Here is an 11,881-nt window from a genome sequence, read left to right as displayed (position 1 = left end):
CCGTCGGCCTAGCCCGCATTTTTCACCGGGTCATGGCCTGCGCGGCGCTGTCGCGCCGACAGGGTAGGAGCGCTGCGCCGCGCGATGTGGGACATCGGGCAAGCAGCGCGACACACCCTGTCGGTGCGACAGCGCCGCCCGAAGGGTCACCCCCAGCCGCGCGCCCGCTACGGAAAAGGTCGAAGAGCGTAGTCCCACTACGCTCATCGACCTTTTCCTTCCGGATCGCATCACCTGGGGGCGACGCAGGCCGTGACCCGGTGAGAAATGCGGGCTAGAATCGGCCCATGGCACGTCCGCTGATCGGCCTCACCCTGGATTCGGAAGAACCCGGCGGCTACGCCAAGCTTCCCTGGTACGCCTCGCGGCAGAACTACGCCGACTGCGTCAGCGCAGCCGGCGGCCTGCCATTTTTCCTGCCCCACGAGACCGCGCTGGCAGCCGAATATCTCGAGCGCCTCGACGGCCTGATCGTCACCGGCGGTGATTTCGACCTCGATCCGGCCCACTTCGGAGCCGCCGATCGCCATCCCACGGTCAAAACCAAGGACCGGCGCACCGACTTCGAACTGGCCATTGCGCGGGCAGCGCTGGAGAGCGACCTGCCTCTTTTTGGCATCTGCGGCGGCCAACAGCTCTTGCACGTGGCCCTGGGCGGAGAGCTGATTCAGCACATCCCCGACGCCGTCAAGAACGCCCTGGCGCATGAGCAGCCCAACCCCCGCACCGAGGCCGGCCACGAGGTCGCCGTGGTGCCGGGCACGCTGCTGCACGCCATCGTCGGCAGCGAAGGGATGGCGGTCAATTCGGCCCACCACCAGGCGGCCGGCGAGGCGGGCCCCGGCGTGGTGGTCAGCGCCCGCAGCAGTGACGGCGTCATCGAGGCCATCGAGCACCCGGGCTACGGCTTTTGTCTCGGCGTCCAGTGGCATCCCGAATACCTCATCGACCCCGGCGACGCGCTGCTCTTTGCCGCCCTGATCGCCGCCGGCTAGCGCCATGGCAGAAGGTCAACGCATTGCCAAGCGCCTGGCCCGGGCCGGTTTATGTTCGCGCCGCGAGGCCGAACGCTGGATCACGGCCGGCCGGGTCGAGGTCGATGGCGTGGTGCTCGATAGTCCGGCCCTGGTGGTGGGCGAGGGGGCCCGCATTGTGGTCGACGGCCAGCCCTTGCCGGCGGCCGGGCGGAGCCGGCTCTGGCGCTACCACAAGCCCGCGGGCCTGATCACCACGCACCGCGACCCGCGCGGCCGGCCCACGGTCTTCGATGCGCTGCCCGAGGGTCTGCCCAGGCTGGTTTCGGTGGGGCGTCTCGATCTGACCTCGGAGGGGCTTTTGCTGCTGACCAGCGACGGCGCCCTGGCGCGGCGCCTGGAGCTGCCGGCCACCGGCTGGAAGCGGCGCTACCGGGTGCGGCTGCATGGTCGGCCCGAAGAGGCGGCGCTGGCCCGGCTGGCCGGCGGCATTGAGGTCGAGGGCGTGCGCTACGGCCCCATCGAGGCCCGGCTTGAGCGCCAACAAGGTGCCAACGCCTGGCTCTCGGTAGGCCTGACCGAGGGCCGCAACCGCGAGCTCAGGCGCGTCTTCGAGCACCTCGGCTTCAGCGTCAACCGCCTCATCCGCATCGCCTACGGCCCCTTCCAGCTGGGTAACCTGGGGGCCGGCGAGGTGCGCGAGGTGCCGGCCAAGGTGCTGCGCGAGCAACTGGGCGGGGGGTGAGGGGAGAGGGCCGGCATGCGCATCGTCGGTGGCAAGCACAAGGGACGACGGCTGGCGGCGCCGGCCGGGCGCGAGGTGCGGCCGACCTCGGAGCGGGTGCGCGAAGCGCTTTTCAATATTCTCGCGCATGGCGGCTTCGGCGAGGGTTTGCCACAGGGCGCCAAGGTGCTCGACGTCTTCGCCGGGAGCGGCGCGCTGGGCCTGGAGGCGCTGTCGCGAGGCGCCGCGCAGGTAAGCTTCATCGAGAACGACCGCCGCGCGCTGGCGCTGTTGCGCCAGAACGCCGAAGCCTTTGGTAGCGACCGGGTGGCGGTCTATCAGCGCGATGCCACGCAGCCCGGCCCGGTGCCGGCGGCGCCCGGGCTGCCGGCCGATCTGGTGCTGCTCGATGCGCCCTATGGCCAGGACCTCGGCGAAGTCGCGCTGGAGGCGCTGTGGAACGGCGGCTGGTTGGCCCGGGCCATCGCCTGCGTCGAGCTTTCGAGCCGCGAGAGCTTCGCCGTGCCGGCCGCTTTCGAGTTGCTGGACGAGCGCCGCTACGGCGGCACGCGGCTGCTGATTTTGCGGGCCTCAGCGCCGCCCGAATAGCTTTTCCACGTCTTCGAGCTTGAGCTCGACATAGGTCGGGCGGCCGTGGGTGCATTGGCCGGAGTTGGGCGTCGCCTCCATCTGGCGCAACAGCGCGTTCATCTCGTCGAGCGCCAGGCGGCGCCCGGCGCGGACGCTGGAATGGCAGGCCAGGGTGCCGCAGACCTCGGCCAAACGCTCAGCCAACACCGCCGTCTGGTCGAGCTCCTTGAGATCGTCGACCAGGTCGCGGATCAGGGCGCCGACCTCGACCTCGCCCAGCAGCGCCGGCGTCGAGCGCACCACCACGGCGCCCGGGCCGAAGGCCTCGAGGCCGAGGCCGAGTTGAGCCAACTCCTCCCCGCGTTCCGCCAGCAGCGCCGCCTCGCCCTCGTCGAGCTCGATCACCTCGGGCAGCAACAAGCCCTGACTGGCCACGCCGTCACCCAGGAGGTCGGCCTTGATGCCCTCGTAGATCAGGCGTTCATGGGCCGCGTGCTGGTCCACCAGCACGATGCCGTCGGCGTTCTGGGCCACGATGTAGGTGGCGTGAAGCTGGCCCCGGGCCGCCCCCAGCGGGTAGTGGGTGGCCAGTTCCTCGGGCGCGCCGGCGGCCTCGCCCAGCTCGGGCGGTGCATCGCTACGGGCGGCCGGGGCAAAGTCGGCGGCGAGCGGCGTCTGGTAGGCCAGAGCGGTCTCGCGCAAGCCGGCAGCGGGACGGCTTTGCATCTGATAGACTCCGCCAGCGCCCGGCCGAAAGGCGCCGAGCGCGCCGGCCGCCACCGTCGTGGCGCTTTGCTGCCCGGCCTCGGCCAGGGCCGCCTTGAGGGCGCCGACGATCAGGCCCCGCACCAGGCCGGCGTCACGAAAGCGCACCTCGGTCTTCGAGGGATGCACGTTGACGTCGACCAGTTCGGTCTGGATGTCGAGAAACAGCGCCACCTGGGGGTGGCGGCCCCGCGCCAGCAGGTCCTGATAGGCGCCGCGCACGGCACCCAGCAGCAGGCGGTCGCGCACCGGCCGGCCGTTGACGAAGAGGTACTGGGCCTGGGCGTTGCCGCGGCTCAGCGTTGGCAGGCCGGCAAAGCCGGAAAGCCGCATGTCGGGCCGCTCGGCCGCCACGGCCACGGCGTTGTCCTGGAAGCTGCGCCCCAGCACCTGGCCCAGGCGCTCGAGCCGGGATTCGGCATCGGCCAGCCGGCCCGTGAGCGGTGCCGCGGCATAGCGCAGGACTTGGCGGCTGCCGTCAGCCAGGGAAAAGGAAATGCCCGGCTGGGCCATGGCCAGGCGCTTGACGGCGTCGACGGCGTGGCCGAGCTCGGTGCGCTCGCTCTTGAGGAACTTGAGGCGTGCCGGCGTGGCATAGAAAAGATCGCGCACTTCGACCCGGGTGCCCTCGGTCTGGGCCGCCGGTTGCGGCGCCGCCACCTCACCGCCGGCCACCGCCAGCGACCAGGCCTCGGTGGCGCCGCGGGCGCGGCTGGTGATGGTCAGCCGGCTGACGGCGGCGATCGAGGGCAGCGCCTCGCCACGGAAGCCCAGCGTGGCGATGTGTTCGAGATCGTCGTCGGGCAGTTTCGAGGTGGCATGGCGTTTGACGGCCAATTCGAGTTCCTCCGCCGTCATGCCGAAGCCGTCGTCGCTGACCACCAGCGCCACCCGGCCGCCGCCCGCCATGGTGACGTCGATGTGGCGGGCGCCGGCATCGATGGCGTTTTCCACCAGCTCCTTGAGCGCCGCCGCCGGCCGTTCGATCACCTCGCCGGCGGCGATGCGATTGATGATGGTCTCGGGCAGGCGGCGTAGCGTCATCCCGGAGCGTCCTCCGTCGACTGGGCGTCGGGCCTTTGGGCGCCGAGCATTTGGCGCGTCCTTATCTTACCGTCTTCCACGGCCGGCTGGTCAAACGGATCGACGTCCAAAAGCCGTGCCGCCACCACGGTTTCCAGCATGAAGTGCATGAACAGCGCCCCCATGGCCTGCTCGTCGAGAAACTCGAGATGCAGCCGGCGCACAGGCCGGCCGTGGCCGGCCAGTGTCGCCGCGGTGCCGTCAAACGAGGCCGCCACCACGTCGCCGACGGTACGGCCCGAGAGATAGTCGAGCCGGCCCCCCAGCGCCGAGGGATCGATGGCGGCGCCCCGGCCCCGGCTCCGGGCGCCGATCAGGGTGAACATCTTGTCGTCCGGGCCGTCGAGGTAAAGCTGCAGCTGGCTATGCTGGTCCAAGGGCCCGAGCGCCTTGATGGGCGTCGTGCCCCGTCCCCCTTTGCCCAGGCTTTCGGCCCACAGCTGGCAATACCATTCGGCAAAATCGGCCAGCCGGCCGGCATAGGGCATGAGCACACTGGAGGTCCGGCCGCGCCGCGCCAGTCCCACCGCCAGGGCCGCCCCGGCGGCCGGGGCAGAGGCCGCCGGATCGGTGCCCCGGGCTGCCGTGACGGCCTCGGCGAGCACCGACCGGGCGCCGGCCCGCACGGCCCGGGCATCGAGGCCGGCCACCAGCGCCGGCAGCAGGCCGACCAGCGAGAGTACGGCATAGCGCCCGCCGATGCCGGGGTCGTGGTCGAGGATCGAGAGCCCGTAATGGCTTGCCAGTTGCCGCAAGGGGTTGTCACCGGGTTCGCTGATCAGCACGAAGCGGCGCTTGAGCTCCGCCTCGCCGGCCGATGTGCGCACTGCCCGCAGGCAGACCAGCAATTGGCACAGCGTCTCCACCGTGCCCCCCGACTTGGAGATGGCGAGGAAGGCGGTGCCGGCGCTGTCGGCCAGCACGGCATCGAGGGTCTCGGCATCGAGGTTATCGAGAAAGCAAAGCCGAGAGCCCTCGGCCAGTGCCGCCAGCGCCCGGCCGCCCAGGCTCGAGCCGCCGGTGCCGAGCACCACCAGGCGCTGGAAATCCCCGCGCAGCCGAGCCGCCAGCTCCTCGAGCGGCACCAGGTCGTCATCGTCGCTGACCACGCCGAAGGCCGGCAGCCGGCCGGCCGCGATGTCCTCGCCAAGTGCCGAGAGGGCCGCCGCCGCTGGGCCGGCGAGGGCCTCGAAGTCGGCCCTCGGCAAACCGCCGGCACCTATGCTTTCGGCAAAGCAGTCGTCGATCTGCTGGCGATAGGGCACGCTCAGTCGGCCGCCTTGCCGTCGTCTTCGAGGCCGTCGGGGTCGCCGACCACCACGACGATCAGGTCGTCGCTGCGCAGCAGCCGTTTTGCCACGCGGCGGATGTCGGCGGCGTTGACGGCGGCGATGTAGCCGGGGCGTTTCTCGAGATAATCGATGCCCAGACGGTAAAGCTGCATGGAAATCAGGATACCGGCGATCTTGCTGTTGCTGTCGAGGCGCAGCGGGAAGGAGCCGTTGAGGAAGGTCTTGGCATCGCTTAGCTCCTGATCGCTGATGCCATCGGCGGCCAGGCGATCGAGCTCGCTGCGCACCAGAGCCAGCGATTGGGCCACCCGGGCGTTGGCCGTGGCGACGCCGCCCCGGTAGGCGGCGGCGTATTGGTAGGGATAGAGGTAGGTGTAGATCGAGTAGGCCAGGCCGCGCTTTTCGCGCACCTCCTGGTAAAGGCGCGAAGTGAAGCCGCCGCCGCCGAGCACATAGTTCATGACATAGGCGGCGTACCAGTCGGGGTCGTGGCGCATGATGCCGGGCAGGCCGAAGGATACCACGCTCTGGGGTATGGCCTTGCGCACCACGGTCAGCGAGCCGCCGGCGGGCAGTCCGGTGGGGGCCAGCGCCAGCGCCGCGGCCCGGGCCGGCAAGCCGCCCAGCGTCAGATCCAAAAGCCGCGACAATTCCCCGGGCGCGATGTCGCCGACGGCGGCAATCAGCACGTTGTCGCGGGCCAGCCGGTCCTTGACGAAGCCCTCGAGGTCGCGGCGCTCGATGGCCTTGACGCTCTCCGTGGTGCCTGAGCCGGGGCGGCCGTAAGCGTGGTCGGGGAAGGCCTTGGCGATCCAGGTGAGGCCGGCGATGGCATCGGGATCCTCGGCCCGGCGTTCGATGCTGGCCAGGATCTGGTTGCGCACGCGCTCTAGTGGCGCGGCGTCGAAACGCGGCGCCCCGAGCGCCAGGCCGAGCAGCCGGAAGGCTTCGTCGCGATGCTGGGACAAGGTTCGCAGGCTGACCCGGAAGGTATCCTTGCCGCTATCGAAGCTGAGGCTGATGGCCAACTCCTCCAAGCGCGTCTGGAAGGCCAGCGCCTTCATCTCGCCGGCGCCCTCGTCGAGCAGTCCGGAGACCAGGTTGGCCAGGCCTTCGCGCCCGGCCGGATTGCTGGCGCTGCCGCCGCCGCGAAAGGCCAGTTCCAGCGCGATGATGGGGATGCTCGGCTCCTCGACCAGCCAGGCCTCGAGGCCGCCCTTGGTCTCGAGCTTTTGGATCGGCGCGGCGACGGCCGGCAGGGCCAGCAGCAGGGCGGCGAGGGTGGCTACAAGGCGCACTAACTGGCCGGTTTGGGCAACAGCAGCCCGGTGACCGAGCGCTCGAGACGGAGCACGTGACGGGCGGCGGCGTTGATATCGGCGACGCCGAGCGCCGCGATGCGCTCGGGCCAGGCCTCGACGTCGGCGGCCCGGCGGCCCGTGGCCAGGGCCCTGCCGAAGAAGCGCGCGGCCCGGCGCACGTTGTCGCGGGCGTAGGTGGCGGCGGCGATCATGCCGGCCTTGGAGCGTTCCAGCTCGGCTTCGCTGACGCCTTTCTCCAGCACCTCGGCGAGCACCCGGTCGGCCGCCGCCTCTAGCTCCGCAACCTGGCTTCCCGGGGCGCCGCCCGGCGTCGGGCTGGCGTAGATGTGGAAGCGTGCCAGGTCCATGGTGGAGCCGCGGTAGTAGGCGCCGGCACCCGAGGCCAGTTTTTGTTTCACCACCAGGGCCTGGTAGAGACGGCTGGTGGTGCCGCCGCCGAGGATGTCGGCCAGCACCTGCAGCGCTTCGGCATGGCGGCTCTCGCCGGCCGTGCGGCTGGGCGCCAGATAGCTGCGGCTGAAGCTCGCCTGGCGCACCCGGGCATCTTCCAGCACCACGCGCCGGGCCGCCCGTTGCGGCGGCTCCTGGGGCCTCAGCCGGGGTGGCACGGACTGGGCCGCCAGGGCGCCGTAGGTGCGTTCGGCGAGCGGCCGCAAGGTGGCCTCGGTGACGTCGCCGGCGACCACCAGGATGGCGTTGTTGGGTGCATACCAGGTTTCGTAGAAGGCCAGCACGTCGGCCCGCACAAGTTGGCTGGCCTCGTGGGCCCAGCCGATCACCGGCAGCCGGTAGGGATGGGCCAGGTACTGGCTGGCGGCGATTTGTTCGCCGAGTAGCGAGCCGGGATCGTTGTCGGTGCGCGAGCGGCGTTCCTCCATGACCACCTCGCGCTCGGTCTTAACGTCGGCCTCGCTGAGCACCAGGTTGACCATGCGGTCGGCCTCGAGCTCCATGACGGTGGCCAGGCGGTGGGCCGCCACGGTCTGGAAATAGCCGGTGTAATCGTGCGCCGTGAAGGCGTTCTCGCGCCCGCCCAGGCGGGCCACGGTCTGGGAAAAGCCGCCGCCCGGCAGCTTGGCTGTGCCCTTGAACATGAGGTGTTCCAAGAGGTGGGCGACACCCGACTTGCCGGGCGGGTCGTCGGCCGCGCCGACCTTGTACCAGACCATGTGGGTGACCACCGGCGCCCGATGGTCGGGGATCATCACCACCTGCATGCCGTTCTTCAGCGCAAACGTGGTGGGATTGAATAGTCCGGCCCCGGCCGGGCCGGCGAACACGAGGGCGGTGGCCAGGGCCAGAGCCAGGGGCGCGAAGCGGAATAGACTGATTGCGTTCATGGCCATGAGGATAGTTACCACCCCCCCAGGGCGTAAAGGGCATCGGTCATCACGGCAGCGTGACGAGGCGGTTCAGATCGCTGTGAATCGCCTTAGAAGACGTCCTGCAGCAGCGCCCGCTTGCGTCGTTTGATCACCGGTACGCCCTGGCCGCTCGGCGCCTGGCCCTTGGCTTGGGCCTCCTTGATGCGCTTGGCTTCCTTGCCGGCATCGACCACCTGGCCCGGGGGCTGCTTCTTCTGCCAGAACAGGATCTGTTCGGCGAAGCCTTCGCCGCGCTGTGCCACCTGGGTCATTTCGCGGTCGATGATGGTGCGAATGCCGGGCTGCACATCATCCACCCCGGCGCGCTTGAGGAAGATGCGCTCGCTACGATTGGCCGCCGGTTGGCCGGCCCCTTTGGCGGCCGGAGCGGTATTGCCCAGCAACGCCTGGCGGGCGGTCTCGCGCGTCGGCACGGCTTGCGGCCTGGGCGCCCCGGGACGTGGCGGCTTGAGGGAATAATCGGGCGGCCGGATCAAGGGCGCCTTGGTCACCACGGTGAACTCGTCGGGCGCCTTCTTGGTCAGGCCGAGCTCGTCGCGCACGCCGCCGCAGGCAGCCAGCGTCAGCAGGGCCAAGAGGGGCGGAAAAACATATCGAAGTTTCATGTTCCCTGTTTATCTTCTTCGCGCCGTTCGAACAAGCCATCCATGAGCAAACCGGCGACGCCCACTACGATGGCGGCGTCGGCGACGTTGAAGGCCGGCCAGTGGTAGCCCATCAGGTGAAAATCGAAAAAGTCCGCCACGGCCTGCCAAACCAGGCGGTCGCAGACGTTGCCCAGCGCCCCGCCGATGACCAGACCTAGCGCCGCCGCCGTCAAGCGGCGCCGGCTGCGCCACAGCCAGACGGCCAACACCAGCGCGACGCCCAGCGCCAGCGCCGCCAGCAGGTAGGGTGCCCATTGCCTGCCCGATTGCAGGAACCCGAACGAGATGCCGCGGTTCCAGACCATCACCAGATTGAAGAAGGGGGTTACTTCGATAATTCTCGGGTCGGCCAGTTGCTCAATCAAGATCCACTTGCTCAGCCGGTCGAGCACCAGCACCGCCAGCGCCAGCGCCAGGCCCAGGCGCCGCCCCATCAGCCGGCGGTACCGGCCCGGTGCGCCGCCACGGCGTCGGCGCAGCGTCCACAGAGGTCGTTAGGCTCTGTGGGCTGGGCCTTGCCTACCTCGGGCAGCACCATCCAGCAGCGCTGGCACTTGGCGCCGGCGGCGGCCTCGGGCAGCACCGCGATGCCGGGCACGTCAACCAGCCGAAAGGCCTCGGCCGGTGCCGCCTCGGTGCTCAGCGTGGCGCCTGAGGTGATGGCGATTTCGGCCAGGTCGAGATCGGCCACGGCTTCGTGGTATTGGGCCTCGGCGAAGATCAGCGGGTGGGCCTGCAGGCTCGAGCCCAGGCGCTTTTCCTGGCGCTCGACCTCGAGCGCCCCGGTGATCACGCGGCGCACCTCGCGGACCTTGGCCCAGCGCGCCGCCACGGCGTCGTCACGCCAGGCCGGGGGCAGCTCGGGAAAGAGCTGCAGATGCACGCTGTCCAGGGCCGCGGTAGCGGCCGCTTCGTCGGGGTAGCGCGACAGCCAGGCCTGCTCGCAGGTAAAGCTGAGCACCGGCGCCAGCCAGGTGACGACGCAGGTGAAGACCTGGTCGAGCACCGTGCGCACGCCGCGCCGGCGCGGCCCGTCGGGGCGGTCGCAATAAAGCGCGTCCTTGCGGATGTCGAAATAGAAGGCCGAAAGGTCGCTGACACAGAAGTTGTAGAGATCGACGAAGAGGCGATGGAAGTCGAAATTGCCGCAGGCCTCGCGCACTTCGCTGTCGAGCTCCCAGAGCCGGTGCAGCACCCAGCGTTCAAGCTCCGGCATTGCCGCCGGCTCGAGTTTCTCGGCCGCCTCGAAGCCGGCCAGGTTGGCCAGCAGGAAGCGCAGCGTATTGCGCAGCCGCCGGTAGGCATCGACCTGGCCGGTGAGGATTTCGGGGCCGATGCGCAGATCCTCGGAATAGTCCGAATTGACCACCCAGAGCCTGAGGATGTCGGCGCCCTGCTGGTCGATGACGTCCTGGGGCGCCACGAAGTTGCCCAGCGATTTCGACATCTTGCGGCCATCGGCGGCCATCACGAAGCCATGGGTCAGCACGCCGTCATAGGGCGCTCGGCCGCGGCTGCCACAGGACTGCAGCAGCGAGGAATGGAACCAACCGCGGTGCTGGTCCGAGCCCTCGAGATAAAGCGAGGCCGGCCATTCCAGGTCTTCGCGGTCCTCCAGCACCCAGGTGTGGGTGCAGCCCGAATCGAACCAGACGTCGACGATGTCCTCGACCCGGTCGTAGGCCGCCGGGTCGTAGTCCGGACCCAGAAAGCGCTCGGGCGGGCTCTCGAACCAGGCATCGGCACCCTCCGCCGTGACCGCCTCGACGATGCGCCCGTTGACGGCCTCGTCGCGCAAGGGCTGGTCGCTGTGGCGCTCGACGAAGACGGTGATGGGCACGCCCCAGGCGCGCTGGCGCGAGATCAGCCAGTCGGGCCGCGCCTCGACCATGTTGTAGAGCCGGGTCTGGCCCGAGCCGGGATAGAAGCGCGTCGCCTCGATGGCCGCGAGTGCCGTCTGGCGCAAGCCGGTCTGGCTCATGGAAATGAACCACTGCGGTGCGTTGCGAAAGATCAGCGGCGCCTTGGAACGCCAGGAATGGGGATAGGAATGGCTGATCTTGCCCCGGCCCAACAGGCCGCCGGCCGCTGTCAGGGCCTGGCACACCGGATCGTCGGCCTTGAAGACGTGAAGCCCGGCAAACAGCGGCACCGGATCGTAAAAGCAGCCCGCCTCGTCGACCGTCTGCGGCACCTCGATGCCGTGCGCCGAGCCCAGTTCGAAGTCGTCGGCGCCGTGGCCGGGAGCGATGTGGACGAAGCCCGTGCCCTGGTCCATCTCGACGAAGCCGGCCGCCAGTACCGGCACGCTGAAGTCATAGCCCTGGCCGGCCAGCGGGTGGGCGCAGACCAGGCCGACGATCTCGCGGCCGGGGTGCCGGGAAACCACCTCGCAGGCCGTGATGCCGGCCTCGGCGCAGACCTGATCCTTGAGCGGCTCGGCCACCACGATCTCCTCGCCCACTTTCGCCAGCGAGCCCTCGGCCACCTCGCCGAGCCGCAGCCGGAGGTAGGTGGCGTCGCGGCGGGCGGCGATGGCGCGGTTGCCGGGCATGGTCCAGGGCGTGGTGGTCCAGATGACAATGCTGGCGCCGCGGAGATCGGCGCAGCCCTCGGCCGGGGCTTCGTCACGCACCTTGAAACGCACGAAAATGGTCGTCGAGACGTGGTCGTGGTACTCGATTTCGGCCTCGGCCAGCGAGGTTTTTTCGACCACCGACCACATCACCGCTTTCGAGCCCTGATAGAGGCTGCCGTCCATGAGGAACTTCAAGAGCTCGGAGACGATGCGGCCCTCGGCGGCGTACGTCATGGTGGTGTAGGGGTTGTGCCAGTCACCGATGACGCCCAGGCGCTCGAACTCCTGGCGCTGGACGTCGATCCAGTGTTCGGCGAATTCGCGGCATTCGCGGCGGAAGTCGCCGATCGGCACCTCGTCCTTGTTTTTGCCGGCGGCGCGGTATTTCTCCTCGATTTTCCATTCGATGGGCAGGCCGTGGCAGTCCCAGCCCGGCACGTAGTTGGCGTCCTTGCCCATCATCTGCTGCGAGCGGTTGATCAAGTCCTTGAGGATCTTGTTCATGGCCGTGCCCATGTGG

Annotated in this window: 10 protein-coding genes; 3 read left to right on the top strand and 7 right to left on the bottom strand. The window is 69.5% G+C overall.

Annotated elements, in window-relative coordinates:
* Nucleotides 1-287: 287 nt before the first annotated feature.
* Genes QGG75_01730 through rsmD form a run of 3 tightly spaced genes read left to right on the top strand, consistent with a single transcriptional unit; the run spans nt 288 to nt 2,307 of the window.
* Nucleotides 288-995, top strand: coding sequence for a gamma-glutamyl-gamma-aminobutyrate hydrolase family protein (locus tag QGG75_01730; protein MDP6065966.1), 708 nt, complete (start codon nt 288-290; stop codon nt 993-995).
* A gap of 4 nt (nt 996-999) precedes the next feature.
* Nucleotides 1,000-1,719, top strand: coding sequence for a pseudouridine synthase (locus tag QGG75_01725; protein MDP6065965.1), 720 nt, complete (start codon nt 1,000-1,002; stop codon nt 1,717-1,719).
* Between the two features lie 15 nt (nt 1,720-1,734).
* Nucleotides 1,735-2,307 (top strand): 16S rRNA (guanine(966)-N(2))-methyltransferase RsmD, encoded by a 573-nt coding sequence (rsmD, locus tag QGG75_01720; GenBank protein ID MDP6065964.1) that lies wholly within the window; start codon nt 1,735-1,737, stop codon nt 2,305-2,307.
* Here the strand turns inward: rsmD and mutL are convergent.
* From mutL to ileS, 7 genes are all read right to left on the bottom strand, one after another.
* Nucleotides 2,290-4,098 carry a DNA mismatch repair endonuclease MutL gene (gene mutL, locus QGG75_01715; GenBank protein ID MDP6065963.1) on the bottom strand — a complete coding sequence of 603 codons (1,809 nt, stop codon included), beginning with the start codon at nt 4,096-4,098 and terminating at the stop codon, nt 2,290-2,292. The genes rsmD and mutL overlap by 18 nt on opposite strands.
* Nucleotides 4,095-5,402, bottom strand: coding sequence for a glucose-6-phosphate isomerase (locus QGG75_01710; GenBank protein ID MDP6065962.1), 1,308 nt, complete (start codon nt 5,400-5,402; stop codon nt 4,095-4,097). Before QGG75_01710 ends, mutL begins: the two co-directional genes overlap by 4 nt.
* 2 nt (nt 5,403-5,404) lie before the next feature.
* Nucleotides 5,405-6,727, bottom strand: coding sequence for a pitrilysin family protein (locus tag QGG75_01705; protein ID MDP6065961.1), 1,323 nt, complete (start codon nt 6,725-6,727; stop codon nt 5,405-5,407).
* Nucleotides 6,727-8,091, bottom strand: coding sequence for a pitrilysin family protein (locus QGG75_01700; protein ID MDP6065960.1), 1,365 nt, complete (start codon nt 8,089-8,091; stop codon nt 6,727-6,729). Before QGG75_01700 ends, QGG75_01705 begins: the two co-directional genes overlap by 1 nt.
* A gap of 92 nt (nt 8,092-8,183) precedes the next feature.
* Nucleotides 8,184-8,741, bottom strand: a complete 558-nt coding sequence (locus QGG75_01695) for a DUF3035 domain-containing protein (GenBank protein MDP6065959.1) — start codon at nt 8,739-8,741, stop codon at nt 8,184-8,186.
* Nucleotides 8,738-9,217 (bottom strand): signal peptidase II, encoded by a 480-nt coding sequence (lspA, locus tag QGG75_01690; protein ID MDP6065958.1) that lies wholly within the window; start codon nt 9,215-9,217, stop codon nt 8,738-8,740. Before lspA ends, QGG75_01695 begins: the two co-directional genes overlap by 4 nt.
* Nucleotides 9,217-11,881, bottom strand: a 2,665-nt coding sequence (gene ileS / locus QGG75_01685) for an isoleucine--tRNA ligase (protein MDP6065957.1), incomplete at its 5' end; no start/stop codon positions are given. The genes ileS and lspA, both read right to left, overlap by 1 nt.

This window comes from Alphaproteobacteria bacterium (assembly GCA_030740435.1).
GTDB lineage: Bacteria > Pseudomonadota > Alphaproteobacteria > UBA2966 > UBA2966.
The sequence above is the reverse complement of the archived record's forward strand: the minus strand, read 5'-3'. Positions and strand labels throughout refer to the sequence as shown.

Bases quoted from the DNA above. Each gene is read 5' to 3' on its own strand.
- QGG75_01730 (MDP6065966.1), top strand. From the start codon at position 288: ATGGCACGTCCGCTGATCGGCCTCACCCTGGATTCGGAAGAACCCGGC.
- QGG75_01725 (MDP6065965.1), top strand. From the start codon at position 1,000: ATGGCAGAAGGTCAACGCATTGCCAAGCGCCTGGCCCGGGCCGGTTTA.
- rsmD (MDP6065964.1), top strand. From the start codon at position 1,735: ATGCGCATCGTCGGTGGCAAGCACAAGGGACGACGGCTGGCGGCGCCG.
- mutL (MDP6065963.1), bottom strand. From the start codon at position 4,098: ATGACGCTACGCCGCCTGCCCGAGACCATCATCAATCGCATCGCCGCC.
- QGG75_01700 (MDP6065960.1), bottom strand. From the start codon at position 8,091: ATGAACGCAATCAGTCTATTCCGCTTCGCGCCCCTGGCTCTGGCCCTG.
- QGG75_01695 (MDP6065959.1), bottom strand. From the start codon at position 8,741: ATGAAACTTCGATATGTTTTTCCGCCCCTCTTGGCCCTGCTGACGCTG.
- lspA (MDP6065958.1), bottom strand. From the start codon at position 9,217: ATGGGGCGGCGCCTGGGCCTGGCGCTGGCGCTGGCGGTGCTGGTGCTC.